Raw genomic sequence first — 17847 nt, 5'->3', positions numbered from 1 at the left:
AGTGCATCATCATTGTTTCTCTCTTTTTTAAGTTTCAAAGTATTCTTTCAATTCCTTGTGATTCATATGATTACTTAAACCAATTAAAAGTTTTAATCTTGCTTTAGGGCCATTTAATCCGTTAGAAAAAATAAGTCCCTCTTCAGCTAATCGAAAACCTCCACCTTCATAATCATATACTGGACTTACAATGCCATTAAATGAGCGAGACACAAGTACGATAGGAATATCTTTTTTGACACACGATTCAATACCTTTTAAACAACTTGGGGGTAAGTTACCTTGGCCTAACGCTTCAATAATTATACCTTGAACATTTTGTTGAGCATAAAATTCTAAAACATCCTTAGTCATCCCCATATACGCTTTAATTAATGGCACATTTAAACTCTCATCTATTCTTGGAAATACTGTTTGTCGATATGGACGATTATAGAATTGAACACGATCTTTAGTTAAGATACCTAAAGGGCCTTGATTAGGACTCTGAAAGGTATTGATATTCGAAGTATGTGTTTTAGTAACATTTCTCGCAGTATGTATTTCGTCATTAAATACGACCATCACGCCTTTATCAGAAGCTTCTAATGAAGTTGCAACTCTAATTGCTGAAATAAAATTATATAGCCCATCTGAACCAATCTCGTTTGATGAACGCATCGCACCTGTTATAACAATAGGTTGACTTATATCGATTGTTAAATCGAGCAAATAAGCTGTTTCTTCTAACGTATCTGTGCCATGTGTAATCACACATCCATCATAATGATTCTTAGAAAATTCCTTAATAATGATGTCTTTTAACTTTATTACATGAGAAAGTGTGATATGTGGTGATGGGACATTAAAGGGACTTATTTCATATACATTTGCATATTGACCTATGATGTTTTTATGTAATGAAATAGGATTGATGTCATTTGTAACGACCTGATTGAGTTGATTTTGAGACATACTAATTGTTCCACCTGTATGAATAACAAGTATTTTTTTCATTAAACTCCTCCTATTTTTAAAATATATATTTATGATAAAATAATACAGATAAAACAACAAGAAAGGAAAAATGTTATGAATCCAATTAATATTGCATTAGATGGTCCTGCTGCTGCTGGAAAAAGTACAATTGCAAGACAAGTGGCTAGTAAATTATCAATGATTTATGTCGATACTGGTGCAATGTATCGTGCAATAACGTATAAATATTTAAAGCAAGATGCTCCTGAAGATTTTCAAAATTTAATTAATCATACTTCTTTAGAATTAACTTACAATCCATCAAAAGGACAACGAATTATTTTAGATAACGAGGATGTGACAGACTATCTAAGAGAAAATGATGTCACGCAACATGTTTCATATGTTGCATCAAAAGAACCTGTACGCACATACGCCGTACAAAAACAAAAAGAATTAGCAATAAAAAAAGGAATTGTTATGGACGGTAGAGATATTGGTACCGTCGTTCTTCCAGATGCTGAGTTAAAAGTATATATGATTGCCTCTGTAGATGAAAGAGCTGAAAGAAGACAAAAAGAGAATGAATTACGTGGCATTTCTTCCACTTTAAATCAATTAAAAAAAGAAATTGAAGAAAGAGATCATTACGATATGAATCGTGATATTTCACCTTTAAGAAAAGCGGAAGATGCTATAACAGTGGATACAACGAGTAAAACTATAGAAGAAGTAACTGAAGAAATATTAAAATTAGTAGAGAATCTGTAATTTTTGTACATAGCTATTTAATTTAATTCGTTAAATGACTAAAATATAAGCGAATTATTTTAAATAGCTATTTTAGTTATATATAATTAATTATGGAAATATAAACAATAAATTTTCTTAATCTTATATTCAATCATAAGTTTCGATTTTTATTGATATTAATAAATATATTTTTCTATTGCTCAATATTAAATAATTTTAAAAAATGATATATTTTTTAAAAACTTATGAAACTAAAGGGGTATTTCTTGACAATTCCTTGTGTTTATAAGATGTTATAGTTATGTAGTGTATAAGGAGGCAAACATGATGACTGAAGAATTCAATGAATCAATGATTAATGATATTAAAGAAGGTGACAAAGTCACTGCAAAAGTTCAACAAGTTGAAGATAAACAAGTAGTAGTTCATATTGATGGGGCTAAATATAATGGAATTATTCCAATTAGCCAACTTTCAACTCATCACATTGAAAATCCAAGTGAGATTATTTCAGAAGGTGATGAAATTGAAGCATATGTAACCAAAATTGAAATTGACGAAGAAAATGAATCAGGCGCTTACATTTTATCAAAACGTCAACTTGAAACCGAAAAATCATATGAATATTTACAAGAAAAGCTTGATAATGACGAAGTAATCGAAGCTAAAGTTACTGAAGTAGTTAAAGGTGGCTTAGTTGTGGATGTGGGCCAAAGAGGATTCGTTCCTGCGTCACTCATTTCAACTGATTTCATTGAAGATTTCTCTGTATTTGAAGGACAAACAATTCGTCTTAAAGTAGAAGAATTAGATCCTGAAAATAATAGAGTCATTTTAAGCCGTAAAGCAGTTGAACAAGCTGAAAATGACGTTAAAAAAGCATCGTTATTAGATTCACTTAATGAAGGGGACGTTATCAAAGGGAAAGTTGCTCGTCTTACTAACTTTGGTGCTTTTGTAGATATTGGTGGCGTTGATGGATTAGTTCACGTATCAGAATTATCACATGAGCATGTTCAATCTCCTGAAGACGTGGTAAGCGTTGGACAAGAAGTGGACGTTAAAGTTAAATCTGTTGAAAAAGATTCTGAGCGTATTTCTTTATCTATTAAAGATACTTTACCAACTCCATTCGAAAATATTAAAGGTAAATTCCACGAAAACGACGTTATCGAAGGTAAAGTAATTCGCTTGGCTAACTTTGGTGCTTTTGTGGAAATTGCTCCTGGTGTTCAAGGACTTGTACACATTTCAGAAATTGCTCATAAACATATTGGTACACCAAGTGAAGTGTTAGAACCAGGACAACAAGTGAGCGTTAAAATTTTAGGTATTGATGAAGAAAATGAGCGTATTTCTTTATCTATTAAAGCTACATTACCAAATGAAGATGTGATTGAAAGTGACGAAGCTACAACTCAATCATATTTATCTAATGAAACAGATGAAGACAATCCAACATTAGGTGACGTTTTTGGTGATAAATTTAAAAACTTAAAATTCTAATATTAAATATTTTATTATTTAATTTAATGATGAGAGCAAGAAAAGATATTCAAATAGAATTCTTTCTTGCTCTTTTTTATTTATCTTTACTCACTATCTATCGTATGACAATATATACTTGTTTTTAAATCATCATTGCATATGATAAAATTATAGAGATTTTAGAAAGAGAGGAAGTTAGCTTATGACTAAACCTATTGTAGCAATTGTAGGTAGACCTAATGTGGGTAAGTCTACAATTTTTAATAGAGTAGTAGGTGAACGTGTATCAATTGTTGAAGATACTCCAGGTGTTACGCGTGATCGTATTTATTCTTCAGGCGAATGGTTAACACATGAATTTAATATCATTGATACTGGAGGCATCGAAATCGGAAATGCACCTTTCCAAACACAAATAAGAGCTCAAGCAGAAATCGCTATTGATGAAGCAGACGTAATTATCTTTATGGTAAATGTAAGGGAAGGTCTCACTCAAAGTGATGAAATGGTAGCTCAATTACTTTATAAATCAAAAAAACCTGTTGTTTTAGCAGTAAACAAAGTAGATAATCCTGAAATGAGAAGTGATATTTTTGATTTTTACTCTTTAGGTTTTGGCGATCCTTATCCAATTTCTGGTTCACATGGTTTAGGTCTAGGTGATTTATTAGATGAAGTCGTTAAACATTTTAAAGAAGAAGATAGTGATCCATATGATGATGACACTATTCGTTTATCTATTATTGGTCGTCCAAATGTGGGCAAATCTAGTTTAGTAAATGCCATTTTAGGTGAAGAACGTGTTATTGTATCAAATGTAGCAGGTACAACTCGAGATGCTGTAGATACTGAGTATAGCTATGATGGACAAGATTATGTGTTAATAGATACAGCAGGTATGAGAAAAAAAGGTAAAGTATATGAATCAACTGAGAAATACTCTGTATTAAGAGCTTTAAAAGCAATTGAGCGTTCAAATGTGGTGTTATTAGTTATTGATGCCGAAGAAGGAATTATTGAACAAGATAAGCGTGTTGCTGGATATGCTCATGAAGAAGGAAAAGCAATGGTGATTGTCGTAAATAAATGGGATGCTGTAGAAAAAGATACTAATACCATGAAAAAATTTGCTGACGATGTACGTAATCAATTTCAATTTTTAGATTATGCACCTATCGCTTTCGTATCGGCAAAAGAGCGACTACGATTAAAAACACTTTTCCCTTATATTAGAGAAGCAAGTGAAAATCACAAAAAACGTGTTCAAAGCTCAACACTTAACGAAGTAGTAACAGATGCTATTTCAATGAATCCTACACCTACAGATAAAGGTAGACGTTTAAATGTCTTCTATACTACTCAAGTGGCTATTGAACCACCAACATTTGTTGTATTTGTAAATGATGTTGAGTTAATGCATTTTTCTTATAAACGCTATCTCGAAAATCAAATTAGAGATGCATTTGGTTTTGAAGGAACGCCTATTCATATCATCCCTAGAAGAAGAAACTAAGAGGAGAGATTAAGATGACTAAGATTACGGTTTTTGGTACAGGAAGTTTTGGTACTGCATTAGCAAATGTTTTAGCAGAGAATGGCCATTCAGTTTTAATGTGGGGGAAAAATGAAAATACTGTAGATGAAATCAATCAATCTCATCAAAATAAACGGTACTTGAAAGACGTAACATTAAATGAAACGATTAAAGCAACAAGTCAATTAGAACAAGCAGTTAATTTTTCAGATATATTTTTAATTGCTTTACCTACAAAAGCAATTAGGAATGTTGTGACTGAAATTGATCAACATATTAAAACTAAAAAAACGTTTATTCACGTTGCAAAAGGTATTGAAAATGAAACATTTAAACGTGTATCAGAAATGATTGAAGATTCAGTATCTAAGAACCATAAAAATGGCGTAGGGGTACTATCTGGACCAAGTCATGCTGAAGAAGTTGTAATTAAACAACCCACAACTGTTGCAGCTTCGTCAAAAGATGAACACATAAGTAAACTTATTCAAGATTTATTCATGAATGATTACTTAAGAGTATATACTAATAATGATTTGATAGGAGTAGAACTAGGTGGTGCACTTAAAAACATTATTGCTGTAGCAAGTGGTATTGTTGCTGGAATGGGTTATGGTGATAATGCTAAAGCGGCTTTAATGACAAGAGGTTTAGCTGAGATTAGTCGACTAGGTGAAAAGCTAGGGGCTGATCCTATGACTTTTCTAGGTCTTGGTGGCATTGGTGATTTAATTGTAACGTGTACGTCTACTCATTCAAGAAATTATACTTTGGGATATAAATTAGGAAAAGGTAAAACGACTGAAGAAGCACTTAACGAAATGAATATGGTTGTTGAGGGAATTTACACAACAAATTCAGTATATCATTTAGCGAAGTCTCAAAATGTTGATATGCCAATAACCAATGCTTTATACAAAGTATTATTTGAAGATAAACCAGTGAAAGATAGCGTGAAAGATTTAATGGGGCGAGATAAAAAAGCTGAATAAAGTGTAATTTTGCTATTTAACACAAATATTTTATAAAATTATTCACGAAATACTGACAATTCAACGTTTTAAGTATATAAATCGTTGCGGTAAAGGGAATTATTGTGTTAAAGTCATACCATAATGATATAAATTTATCATTATCATTCATCCGGAGGTGAACTCATAATGAATAAAACTGACTTAATCAATGCGGTTGCAGAACAAGCTGATTTAACTAAAAAAGAAGCTGGTTCAGCAGTAGATGCTGTTTTCGAATCAATTCAAAACTCACTTTCTAAAGGTGAAAAAGTTCAATTAATTGGTTTCGGAAACTTCGAGGTACGTGAACGTGCTGCACGTAAAGGACGTAACCCTCAAACAGGTAAAGAAATCGAAATTCCTGCAAGTAAAGTTCCAGCATTCAAAGCTGGTAAAGCATTAAAAGATGCTGTAAAATAATTTACTTAAAAAAGCCCTATAAGGGCTTTTTATTTTATATATTGTTTAATTCTAAATACATATGTTTTATTTATAATTGTACAATTCACTGTGAAGCGACTATGAAGTTATTTTCGTCATAAGCACTATATTTTATTTTTATGAATATAATGTTAATATGTATATTGATACTAACGTGAGGTGTGAACATGGAAAGAACATTAAGCAAATTAAATAGACAAATTACTCAAAGGCTTAAAGGAATTAATGAATATGAAGCAATTCACATTAATAAAGGATTAAGTGATGTTTTAGATCATTTTAATATTCCAGAAAATGCTAAACTTGCCTGCCTCACTATTGATACTTCAATGAAGCATCTAGATGATATTTCTAAAAATAAATTATCTAAGAAATCAATTCTAATTGGTGACTTATTAAGTGCTCATTTTTATACTTTAATATCTGAAATTGGTGATGTATCATATCAAAGACTAATGAGTGAAGCGATTATCAAATCTAATGAGCTTAAAACTTCATTGCATCATCATTCACTCGAGCGTCATGATATATATAAGGCTGTGTTAGATATAGAAACACTTTTCCCTTTTATAACTATTTCTCATTTTACAGATATTGAGATCTCTCAATATGAAATATTTGAAAAATTATTTAATGGGGTACATCAATATTATCCCTCTTATTTAAGTGAATATGATGAAGATGAAATCAACCAAATTATTAAACATATAAAGCAAAGCGATAAAGAGAAAAGTAGAGGTAATAATTAATGACTGAAAATAATGCAAAAAAAGAACAAGTTCATACGGTTTTTCAAAATATTTCTAAAAAATATGATCGATTGAACAATATAATAAGCTTCGAACAACATAAAATATGGCGTAAACATGTAATGAAAGATATGAATGTGTTACCTGGAAGTAAAGCACTTGATGTATGTTGTGGTACAGCAGATTGGACCATTGCTTTAAGTAGAGCAGTAGGACCTAATGGAGAAGTTACAGGTTTAGATTTCAGTGAAAATATGCTTGAAGTTGGTAAAGAAAAAACTAAATCAATGCCTAATATTCACTTAGTGCACGGCGATGCTATGAATTTACCATTTGAAGATAACACATTCGATTATGTAACCATTGGTTTCGGTTTAAGAAATGTGCCTGATTATTTAGCAACATTAAAAGAATTAAATCGCGTATTGAAACCAGGCGGTATGATTGTATGTTTAGAAACAAGTCAACCAACATTACCCGTATTTAAACAAGTTTATAAACTTTACTTTAAATTTGTGATGCCTATTTTCGGGAAGTTGTTTGCTAAATCTAAGGAAGAATATGAATGGTTACAACAATCTACATTCAATTTTCCAGATAAAACTAAATTAAAGCGTTTATTTGAACAGGCTGGTTTCAGTCATGTAAAAGTTCGTAGCTTTACAGGTGGCGTTGCTGCAATGCACCTTGGCTATAAATAGAAAGTTCTACTAAATAAAAGGTGATTAATGTGGCAAAGTTAAGTATGAATAGTGAAATTAAAAATGTTGAAAAGCGTTTAAAAAATGCTATTAAAAGTAATGATTCTGTATTACAAGAAGCAGCATTTCATTTATTATCTTCGGGTGGCAAACGAGTGCGTCCAGCATTTGTTCTTCTTAGTAGTCAGTTTGGACCAAAAAAAATTACTGAAGATACGTATCATGTTGCAGTAGCTTTAGAATTAATTCATATGGCAACACTTGTGCACGATGATGTGATTGATAAAAGTGACAAACGTCGTGGTAAATTGACGATTGAAAAAAAATGGGATGTTACTACCGCTATCCTAACTGGCAATTTCTTACTAGCTTTAGGTTTAAAACAACTTTCTAAAATTGAAGATCATCGTGTTCATACTATTATTTCTAACGCAATTGTTGATGTTTGTAGAGGCGAGCTCTTCCAATTCCAAGACCAATTTAATAGTCATCAAAATATTACGAACTATTTGAGACGTATTAATAGAAAAACGGCGTTGCTTATTCAACTTTCAACGGAAGTTGGTGCAATAACATCACAAGCTGATAATGAGACGATTCGAAAATTAAAAATGATTGGTCATTATATTGGAATGAGTTTTCAAATTGTAGATGATATTTTAGATTTTACAAGTACTGAGAAAAAATTAGGTAAACCTGTGGGTAGTGATCTAATGAATGGCCATATTACATTACCAGTTTTATTAGAGATGAAAAAAGACCCAGTTTTCAAAAAACAAATTGCTGAGTTATCACACCTGACAAATAAAAATCAATTTGGCCCACTTATTGATCAAATCAAGAATTCAAATAGTATCACACAATCTCAAGAAGTGAGCGATCACTATTTAAATAAAGCACTCGACTTAATTGATCAATTAGAGGAACCAAATGCTCAAAATTTATTTAGAAAGCTTATTAAAAGAATGCGATCTAGAAATACTTAAAAATAGAAAAAAGTTGAAAGCGCTTTAACAACCTGTTAGTATTTAGTAGTAGTAGGTTGTTTTCTATTAAATGTATTTATACATATTAAATCAATTTTTTTAATTAGGGGGATTTGTATAATGGAACGCACTTTTTTAATGATTAAGCCAGATGCAGTACAACGTAATTTAATAGGAGAAATTATTTCTAGAATTGAAAGAAAAGGTTTAAAAATAGTTGGCGGTAAATTTATAATTCCAACTAAAGATACTGTTAACGTACATTATGCTGAACATACAGAGAAGCCGTTTTTTCATAAACTTGTTTCATTTTTAACTTCTGGACCTGTGTTTGCCATGGTTGTTGAAGGAGAAGACGCAGTTGCGGTATCTAGACATATTATCGGAAAAACAAATCCCACTGAAGCCGATCCCGGTACTATAAGAGGCGATTATGGTTTAACAGTAGGGAGAAATATTATTCACGGATCAGACTCTGTAGAATCTGCTGAAAGAGAAATCAATTTATGGTTTAATGATGATGAAATATATAGCTACGAAGCTATTAGGGAAAATTGGCTTTATGAAGAATAATTTTTTAAAATTGGAATAAACTGGAATTTATTTTCCATTCAACCATTGACTGCCAACATGTTAGAAAGTACCTAAGACAACAGTTGTCTTAGGTACTTTTTTATATGAAATTATTTGAATTTTCAAACACCAATTATTCTACACTAGTTATGTAATTTCGTTGAATATGATATGATAACAAATAATACATAATACTATTTAAAGTGGTAAAGGAAAGGAGCTATTATTCATGAGATATTTAACTTCAGGAGAATCCCATGGTCCACAACTAACAGTAATTATTGAAGGTGTTCCAGCTAACTTAGAAATGAGAGCTGAGGAGATAAATAAAGAAATGTTTAAGCGTCAAGGTGGCTACGGTAGAGGACGTCGAATGCAAATTGAAAAAGATGCAGTAGAAATTGTTTCTGGTGTAAGAAATGGCTTTACTTTAGGTAGTCCAATTACAATTGTAGTTAAAAATGATGATTTTACTCATTGGAGAAATATTATGGGTATTGAACCAATTAGTGACGAAGCACGAGAAAATATGAAACGTACAATTACAAAGCCAAGACCTGGTCATGCAGACTTAATTGGCGGTATGAAATATAATCATCGTGATTTGAGAAATGTACTTGAACGTTCTTCTGCAAGAGAAACAGCTGCACGCGTAGCTGTAGGAGCAGTGTCCAAAATTTTACTTTCTCAACTAGACATTCATATGTATAGTCGTGTTGTAGAAATTGGTGGAATTAAAGATGAAGGGTTATACGATACAGAAACATTTAAACAAAATATCGATAAAAATGATGTACGTGTGATTGATGAATCGATTGCTCAAAAAATGAGAGATAAAATTGATGAAGCTAAAAAGGAAGGCGACTCTATAGGTGGCGTAGTTCAAGTTATGGTTGAAAATATGCCAGTTGCAGTAGGTAGCTACGTGCATTATGATCGTAAACTCGATGGACGTATTGCGCAAGGTGTTGTAAGTATTAATGCCTTCAAAGGTGTCAGCTTTGGTGAAGGGTTTAAAGCTGCTGAAAAACCTGGAAGCGAAATTCAAGATGAAATTTTATATCATTCTGAAAGAGGTTATTATAGAGGATCTAATCATTTAGGTGGCTTTGAAGGTGGAATGACTAATGGTATGCCTATCATTGTAAATGGCGTTATGAAACCTATTCCAACTTTATATAAACCTTTAAATTCTGTAGATATTAATACTAAAGAAGATTTTAAAGCAACTATAGAACGTTCAGATAGTTGTGCAGTTCCAGCAGCAAGTGTTGTTTGCGAGCATGTCGTTGCTTTTGAAGTTGCTAAAGCTCTTTTAGAAGAATTCCAATCTAATCATATCGATCAACTTAAAGAACAAATTGAAGAACGTAGAAAGTTAAATATAGAATTTTAAACATCTTTTTTAATTAACCTTTAGAAATGAGGTATATCATGCAATTACAAACCACATATCACAGTAATAATTATCCAATTATTGTAGAACATCATGCATTTAAATATTTATCCGAATATATTCAAGATTACGATAAAGTATTCTTAATTATAGATGAATTTGTTGATTTTAATTTTAGAGATAAATTTGAAACAATATGTCACAATTCAAACATTCAAAAAGTTATCGTTCCTGCCGGCGAAAAAATGAAAACGTTTAATCATTATCAAGCTATCATAGAACAACTACTAGGAATGAATCTTACTCGTAATACTTGTTTAGTTGCTATAGGTGGTGGAGCCACAGGAGATTTTACAGGATTCTTAGCTTCTACTTTATTAAGAGGTGTTGATTTTATACAAGTACCTACAACAATATTAGCGCATGACTCAAGTGTAGGAGGTAAGGTTGGAATAAATTCTTCCCATGGTAAAAATCTTATAGGCGCATTTTATAGACCTAAAGCAGTCATATATGATTTGGATTTTTTAAAAACTTTACCTTATCATGAAATTTTAAGTGGATACGCTGAGGTGTATAAGCATGCTTTATTGACTGGCACAGTTGCTACAGAAGATATTGAAAAACACTTTTCAGATAGAAAAACACTTGAATCACTTAAAGATATGGATCAATTTATTTTTAAGGGCATAAAAACAAAACTAAACATTATTATAAAAGATGAAAAAGAAAGTAATGTTAGAAAATATTTAAATTTAGGTCATACCTTTGGACATGCAGTAGAATATAAGTATAAAATACCTCATGGTCATGCCATTATGATTGGGATGATTTATCAATTTATTGTGGCAAATCATCTTCTTGGCACACAATTTGATATTCAACATTATATTAATTATATGAATCAATTAAATTATCCGCTGGATTTAATCCAGCAGATTGATTTTGAAGAAATGTATCAATATATGTTATCAGATAAAAAGAATAATGGTGAAGGTATTCAAATGGTTCTACTCGAGAAATTAGGCAAACCTAATGTATATCATGTAGAAAAAAATATATTGAAGCAATCATTTAAACAACTACAATTATTAGTAGAGTAGGTGAAATACTGTGACAACAAGTCAAATAATAGATATTCATGGTCCATTAAAGGGTGAGATAGAAGTACCCGGAGATAAATCTATGACGCATAGAGCAATTATGCTATCGTCACTCGCTAAAGGTAAATCAATTATTGAACAACCGCTTCTAGGTGAAGATTGTTTACGTACGATTGAAATTTTTAAACTCTTAGGTGTGGAGATTGAAATTGAAGAACATCGTCTTATTGTTAATTCTCCAGGATATCAACATTTCAATATACCACATCAAACGTTATATACTGGAAATTCTGGTACAACAACGCGCTTACTTGCTGGTCTTTTAAGTGGATTGGGCATAGAGTGTGTTTTATCTGGAGATGCATCGATAGGAAAACGACCTATGAATCGTGTTTTAAGACCTTTAAAATTAATGAATGCAAATATTAACGGTATTGAAAATAACTATACACCACTTATTATTAAGCCTTCAGCCATTAATGGCATCAATTATCAAATGGAAGTCGCAAGTGCTCAAGTTAAAAGTGCAATTTTGTTTGCAAGTCTATTTTCAAAAGATGCATCACAAATTACAGAATTAGACATAAGTAGAAATCATACTGAAACGATGTTTAAACATTATCAAATTCCAATACAAGTAAATCAAAAAGTGATTACAACATCTCCTTATGCTATAAGCAATATTCAACCTAAAGACTTTGTAGTACCAGGAGATATTTCTTCGGCCGCTTTCTTTATTGTAGCTGCTTTGATTTCTCCTGGAAGTGATATTACAATTCATAATGTTGGCATCAATCCTACACGTTCAGGTATTATAGATATCGTTGAACAAATGAATGGTAACATTGAGTTATTTAATGTTACAGAATCTTCAGAACCAACTGCGTCGATTAGAGTTCAGTATACGAACGACTTGAAACCCATCACAATTGAAGGAGATTTAATTCCTAAAGCAATTGATGAATTGCCAATTATTGCTTTGTTATGCACTCAAGCTTCTGGTACAAGTATGATTAAGGACGCAGAGGAATTAAAGGTAAAAGAAACTAATCGTATTGATACAACTGCAGATATGCTTAATTTACTAGGTTTTAAATTACAAGCTACTGAGGATGGATTAATTATTCATCCCTCTAAATTAACTAGAAATGCTATAGTAGATAGCTTAACTGATCACAGAATTGGCATGATGCTTGCAGTCGCATCTATTTTAAGTGATTCACCATTAACGATACGTCAGTTTGATGCAGTAAATGTATCATTCCCTGGTTTCTTGCCGAAATTAAAGCTTTTAGAAAATGAGGGATAAAATATTATGGAAGATATCTATAAATTAATAGACGATATCAATCTTCAAAAATTAGATCATTTAGATACACGTGTAAATGAAGCATTAACTTCCAATAATGATGATGCTTTATTTATTTTAGGAGAAACATTATATAACTTTGGATTAACACCTCAAGGTCTTGAAGTGTTTAGAACGTTATATCATAAGTATCCAGATGAAAGTGAACTATTAATTTATTTTATCGAAGGGCTTATGTCTGAAAATCAGACAGACGAAGCATTAGAATATTTAAATCAAGTTGAATTGTCACCTGAAAAATTAATGTTAGAAGCCGACTTATATCAACAAATCAATATGACTGAAGTTGCTATTGATAAATTAACTGAAGCGCGTGAATTAGAACCTAATGACCCAATTATTCATTTTGCTTTAGCAGAATTACTTTATTTTGATGGACAATACCTTCGTGCTACACGAGAATATGAAGTTGTTTTAGATACAGGCGAATATGAAATAAATGGAATTAATTTATTTTCAAGAATGGCTGATTGTGCGTTACAAAGTGGAAATTATAGTGATGCTATACAGTTATTTGATGAGATTAGTGAAGATGAAATGATCTCTGATGACTTTTTCAAAAAAGCTATCGCATATGAAAAAAATGATCTAACTCAAGAAGCTATAAAAATTATGACTACACTTCTTTCTAAAGATCCAGACTTTATTCAAGGTTACTTTTATTTACAATCTTTATATGAAAATGAAAAAAATTATCCAGATGCGATTGAAACAGGTAAAGAAGGGTTACGTCTTAATCAATTTTATAAAGAGCTCATGGTTTCTACCGGTAGTTTAGAAATTGAACATGGAGATGCGAATGAGGGGGTAGAACTTCTTAAAAAAGCACTTGAAGTAGATAATGCTTACCATGAACCTTTACTTATCTTAAGTGATTTATTCCGCCAAGAAGAAGATTATGAAGCCATCATTTCACTCCTATCTTATGTAGATGAAGAAGATCTTGACCCTGTCTTTATGTGGCACTTAGCACATGCATATGGGGAAGAAGAAAGAGATACTGAAGCCCAACATTTCTATGAATTGGCTTATCCGACATTGAAATCTCAGAGTTTATTCTTAAGCGATTATTATTTTTATTTAATTGAAATTGGCCAAAAAGATAAAGCTAAAGTATTGCTTAACGAGTTATTAATCATTGATCCAACTAATGAAACTTGGAATGAAGAATTGAGTAGATTGAATGACTAGAGTGGGTGTTAAAATTGAATGACACATTAGTTAAAATGAAACAAAGCTATATTGAATATGCTTTGTTTCATTATCATTTTAAGTCCAGAATTAGTGTGTGGCTATTAAATTATTTAAAAGCTTCACCGCTAAAATTAAATTGTAGTCATTTTGTAAATAAGAAAATTAAAAGTCATATAACCCTTGAAATTGGCCTAAAACACTCCAATTTCTCTGCAATTAAATTAACAAAAGACGATCAAACATTAATTAATACAAATGAAATATTCAATTATATAGCTTCTAAAGATATTTGTATTGATATATTCATTCACTTTGAATACAACGATGAGCAAGATTGGCGATTAAATGAGCTCATAATTCAACAATTAATATATTCTGATCAATATCTTGCATATCTTAATAATATATATCACTTAAATCTTGATCTAAATAAAAAGTATTCATTAATCGAACAATTAGAACATCATATCGATGTAAGTTTACAAATGAAAGATCAACAACGCTTTTATCAATTATCACAAATTTTGAGTGTATTAACTCATCACTCATAGATCAAAATTAAAGGAATTATAACTTATGCCTACTTTAAGACAACTATGGGAATTATCATTATATCAACGTTCCATACTCGTAATATTGCTTATATGTAATGTTTTAGGTACCATTTATGGTTTTATATGGTATGGTGATCAATTACTTAAGACACAATGGCATTATCTAATTTTTGTACCAGATAGTCCTATTGCATCGCTATTTTTATGTATATCAATTTGTTTAATAATTTTAAATAAACAAAATAGTATTATTGAAGGACTAGCATTTGTAACTTTATTTAAATATGGTTTATGGGCTGTCATTATGAATTTTATAATGATAATTAATAATGATGATATAACTATTATGAATGTATTTTTAATTATTAGTCATGGAATTATGGTACTTGAAAGTATCTATTTTTATCCACGATTCAACATCTCTATGCTCAGTTTGTTTATCTCTATGATATGGGTATTTAACAATGATTATGTAGATTATATATTAAAGAAATATCCTTATTATGATTTTATACAGCAACACGTTCATTTAGTTGCTTTTATCGCGCTATGGCTAAGTATTATATCACTTATGCTTTATTATAATTTTAATAAATTAATAAAGGTTAAATTATTTGATAAAAAAATCGATAGTCAGTAGAATATGATTAAAGGAGAGTGAAATTGATTGTCTATAGTGTCTTATATTATATATATCGTCATTATTATGCTCATTCCAATGTGGGCTCAACACAAAGTAAAATCAAATTATGAAAAATATTCACAGGTAAGATCAACAAGTGGTAAAACTGGTCGTGAAGTAGCAGAAGAAATTCTTCATGCTAATGGAATTTATGATGTAGATGTAGTTAAGGGCGAAGGCTTTTTAACAGACCACTATGATCCAAATAAGAAAGTAGTTTGTTTATCTCCTGCAAACTTTGACCGTCCTTCAGTAGCTGGTACAGCTATTGCGGCACACGAAGTTGGACACGCTATTCAACACCAACAAGGTTATGCATTTTTACGTTTTAGAACTGCTTTAGTACCGTTAGCAAATATTGGTAGTTCATTAAGCTACATCGTTATTATGGCTGGGATCTTTTTAACAGCATTAGGTAGCGCTTTTGGCTCAACTGCATTATGGATTGGTGCTGGGTTAATGTCATTAGCAGTTTTATTCTCAATCGTGACATTACCAGTTGAATTTGATGCAAGCTCAAGAGCTATGAAACAAATTACTGCACTTAATATTGTGAATGAAAAAGAATATAAACATGCGAGAAAGGTATTATCAGCAGCAGCTATGACTTATGTAGCAGCAACAGCTACAGCTGTAGCCGAACTTGTTAGAATTATTTTACTGGCACGTGCAAATGATAACTAAAATACCTTTATAAACTAACTTAAGTTTAAATCTTGTATAATAACATTTAAGATTTTCAAATAGTTATACCGAGCGAAATATGAATTCAAAAATGAATTCTGTTTCGCTCTTTTTTATACCCCATAGAATAGAATTGATAAAATGCATTAACAAGTAATTTGAGATATACTTAGTAAGAAACGGAAAAAAGGAGAATGATGATGAAATCTTTAAATCAAATGCAAAAAGAAGTAGATGACTATATTAGTCAATTTAAAGCGGGTTATTTTTCTCCATTAGCTAATTTAGCCCGTCTAACAGAAGAAGTGGGCGAACTTGCAAGAGAAATCAATCATTATTACGGTGAAAAGCAAAAGAAACCAACGGAAGAAGAAAACTCTGTTAAAGCTGAATTAGGAGATAATTTATTTGTTTTACTTTGCATTGCTAATTCCCTTGGTATTGATATGACAGAAAGTTTTAATGATACAATGGAGAAATTTAATACTAGAGATAAAAACCGATTTGAACGTAAATAATGGATAGAAAGGTGGTTATTTTATGAAAATAGGTATTACATGTTATCCGTCAATGGGTGGCTCAGGTATCATAGCAACTGAATTAGGTATTAAAATGGCAGAAAGGGGACATGAAGTTCACTTTATTACGTCAAATATTCCTTTTAGAATTCGTAAGCCGTTGCCTAACATTACTATCCATCAAGTCGAAGTAAATCAATATGCAGTATTTCAATATCCACCGTATGATATTACATTGAGCACAAAAATATCTGAAGTCATTAAAGAGTATGATTTGGATATCTTGCATATGCATTATGCTGTACCACATGCTGTATGTGGTATTTTAGCACGTCAAATGGCTGGAAAAGATATAAAAATTATGACAACATTACATGGTACTGATATCACAGTGTTAGGCTACGACCATTCACTTAAAGGTGCTATTAAATTTGGCATTGAACAAAGTGACCTCGTGACTAGTGTCAGTCAGTCATTAGCTAAACAAACACAGTCAATTATTGAAACAGATAAAGAGATTATTCCTATTTATAATTTTGTTCGAGAAAAAGAGTTTCCTACACAACATGAAAATCAATATAAAGAGCTTTACGATATAAAGCCTGAGGAAAAAGTTCTTATACATGTATCAAACTTTAGAAAAGTCAAACGTATTGACACTATTTTAGAAACTTTCGCTAAAGTCCATAAACATATACCAAGTAAGTTGATCTTATTAGGTGATGGCCCAGAACTTTTAGATATGCGTAAAATAGCAAGGTCATTACATATCGAAGATGATGTATTATTTTTAGGTAAACAAGCTCAAGTTAGTAAATTTTATCAAATGGCTGATTTAGTTTTACTGTTAAGTGAAAAAGAAAGTTTTGGTCTTACACTATTAGAGGCAATGACTACGGGAGTAGTACCTATAGGTTCAAATGCTGGAGGTATTAAAGAAGTCATCAAACATGGTGAAACAGGTTATATTGTAGATGTAGGAGATAGTGAACAAGCAAGTGATTATGCACTAAAATTATTAACAGATGAGCAACTCTATCAAAGGTTACAAAGTAATATGCTTAAAGATATTAAACAACGATTTAGTTCTGAACTTATCGTCGATCAATATGAATATTACTATAAAAAAATGTTGAATTAAAAAAAGAGGAT

At 31.1% G+C, this 17847-nt stretch carries 19 protein-coding genes; 18 read left to right on the top strand and 1 reads right to left on the bottom strand.

The annotated features are described in order from the left end of the window. Positions 1 to 27: 27 nt before the first annotated feature. A complete protein-coding gene (locus HMPREF3131_RS02935; RefSeq protein WP_017176285.1) occupies positions 28 to 996 on the bottom strand; it encodes an asparaginase in 969 nt (322 codons plus the stop codon). Positions 997 to 1071: 75 nt separating this feature from the next. Between HMPREF3131_RS02935 and cmk the strand changes: the two genes are divergently transcribed. The 18 genes from cmk (at position 1072) to bshA (ending at position 17836) form a co-directional block, all read left to right on the top strand. Next, entirely contained in the window at positions 1072 to 1728 is a 657-nt protein-coding gene (gene cmk, locus HMPREF3131_RS02930; RefSeq protein ID WP_017176286.1) for a (d)CMP kinase, read from the top strand. Positions 1729 to 2037: 309 nt separating this feature from the next. Then, complete coding sequence (gene rpsA, locus HMPREF3131_RS02925; protein WP_017176287.1) at positions 2038 to 3216, top strand: 30S ribosomal protein S1; 1179 nt, start codon at positions 2038 to 2040, stop codon at positions 3214 to 3216. A gap of 184 nt (positions 3217 to 3400) precedes the next feature. Then, positions 3401 to 4711: a ribosome biogenesis GTPase Der gene (der, locus tag HMPREF3131_RS02920; protein WP_017176288.1), complete on the top strand. Its 1311-nt coding sequence runs from the start codon at positions 3401 to 3403 to the stop codon at positions 4709 to 4711. A gap of 14 nt (positions 4712 to 4725) precedes the next feature. Next, positions 4726 to 5724 carry an NAD(P)H-dependent glycerol-3-phosphate dehydrogenase gene (locus HMPREF3131_RS02915; protein ID WP_017176289.1) on the top strand — a complete coding sequence of 333 codons (999 nt, stop codon included), beginning with the start codon at positions 4726 to 4728 and terminating at the stop codon, positions 5722 to 5724. A 168-nt stretch (positions 5725 to 5892) separates the two neighbouring features. Next, positions 5893 to 6165: an HU family DNA-binding protein gene (locus HMPREF3131_RS02910; protein WP_002449794.1), complete on the top strand. Its 273-nt coding sequence runs from the start codon at positions 5893 to 5895 to the stop codon at positions 6163 to 6165. 188 nt (positions 6166 to 6353) lie between these two features. After that, positions 6354 to 6935 (top strand): heptaprenyl pyrophosphate synthase subunit A, encoded by a 582-nt coding sequence (locus tag HMPREF3131_RS02905; protein ID WP_017176290.1) that lies wholly within the window; start codon positions 6354 to 6356, stop codon positions 6933 to 6935. Continuing rightward, positions 6935 to 7636, top strand: coding sequence for a demethylmenaquinone methyltransferase (locus tag HMPREF3131_RS02900; protein ID WP_017176291.1), 702 nt, complete (start codon positions 6935 to 6937; stop codon positions 7634 to 7636). The genes HMPREF3131_RS02905 and HMPREF3131_RS02900 overlap by 1 nt, the downstream gene beginning before the upstream one ends. Positions 7637 to 7665: 29 nt before the next feature. Beyond that, positions 7666 to 8622: a polyprenyl synthetase family protein gene (locus HMPREF3131_RS02895; protein ID WP_017176292.1), complete on the top strand. Its 957-nt coding sequence runs from the start codon at positions 7666 to 7668 to the stop codon at positions 8620 to 8622. A gap of 120 nt (positions 8623 to 8742) precedes the next feature. Beyond that, complete coding sequence (gene ndk / locus HMPREF3131_RS02890) at positions 8743 to 9195, top strand: nucleoside-diphosphate kinase (RefSeq protein WP_017176293.1); 453 nt, start codon at positions 8743 to 8745, stop codon at positions 9193 to 9195. Between the two features lie 229 nt (positions 9196 to 9424). Then, positions 9425 to 10591, top strand: a complete 1167-nt coding sequence (gene aroC / locus HMPREF3131_RS02885) for a chorismate synthase (protein ID WP_017176294.1) — start codon at positions 9425 to 9427, stop codon at positions 10589 to 10591. A gap of 38 nt (positions 10592 to 10629) precedes the next feature. After that, on the top strand, positions 10630 to 11694 hold the full coding sequence (aroB, locus tag HMPREF3131_RS02880) for a 3-dehydroquinate synthase (RefSeq protein ID WP_070436445.1): 1065 nt from the start codon (positions 10630 to 10632) through the stop codon (positions 11692 to 11694). A gap of 10 nt (positions 11695 to 11704) precedes the next feature. Beyond that, entirely contained in the window at positions 11705 to 13003 is a 1299-nt protein-coding gene (aroA, locus tag HMPREF3131_RS02875; protein ID WP_049420515.1) for a 3-phosphoshikimate 1-carboxyvinyltransferase, read from the top strand. A gap of 6 nt (positions 13004 to 13009) precedes the next feature. Next, positions 13010 to 14254 carry a tetratricopeptide repeat protein gene (locus tag HMPREF3131_RS02870; RefSeq protein WP_017176297.1) on the top strand — a complete coding sequence of 415 codons (1245 nt, stop codon included), beginning with the start codon at positions 13010 to 13012 and terminating at the stop codon, positions 14252 to 14254. Between the two features lie 14 nt (positions 14255 to 14268). Then, on the top strand, positions 14269 to 14808 hold the full coding sequence (locus tag HMPREF3131_RS02865) for a YpiB family protein (RefSeq protein WP_017176298.1): 540 nt from the start codon (positions 14269 to 14271) through the stop codon (positions 14806 to 14808). 25 nt (positions 14809 to 14833) lie between these two features. Further along, complete coding sequence (locus HMPREF3131_RS02860; protein WP_049420517.1) at positions 14834 to 15451, top strand: DUF1405 domain-containing protein; 618 nt, start codon at positions 14834 to 14836, stop codon at positions 15449 to 15451. Positions 15452 to 15478: 27 nt separating this feature from the next. Next, positions 15479 to 16177, top strand: coding sequence for a zinc metallopeptidase (locus HMPREF3131_RS02855; protein ID WP_017176300.1), 699 nt, complete (start codon positions 15479 to 15481; stop codon positions 16175 to 16177). 200 nt (positions 16178 to 16377) lie between these two features. Then, on the top strand, positions 16378 to 16695 hold the full coding sequence (locus tag HMPREF3131_RS02850) for a nucleotide pyrophosphohydrolase (RefSeq protein WP_017176301.1): 318 nt from the start codon (positions 16378 to 16380) through the stop codon (positions 16693 to 16695). A gap of 22 nt (positions 16696 to 16717) precedes the next feature. Continuing rightward, entirely contained in the window at positions 16718 to 17836 is a 1119-nt protein-coding gene (bshA, locus tag HMPREF3131_RS02845; RefSeq protein WP_017176302.1) for an N-acetyl-alpha-D-glucosaminyl L-malate synthase BshA, read from the top strand. The last annotated feature ends 11 nt before the right edge of the window (positions 17837 to 17847 follow it).

The organism is Staphylococcus sp. HMSC14C01, from assembly GCF_001808085.1.
GTDB classification, from domain to species: Bacteria; Bacillota; Bacilli; order Staphylococcales; family Staphylococcaceae; genus Staphylococcus; species Staphylococcus hominis.
The sequence above is the reverse complement of the archived record's forward strand: the minus strand, read 5'-3'. Positions and strand labels throughout refer to the sequence as shown.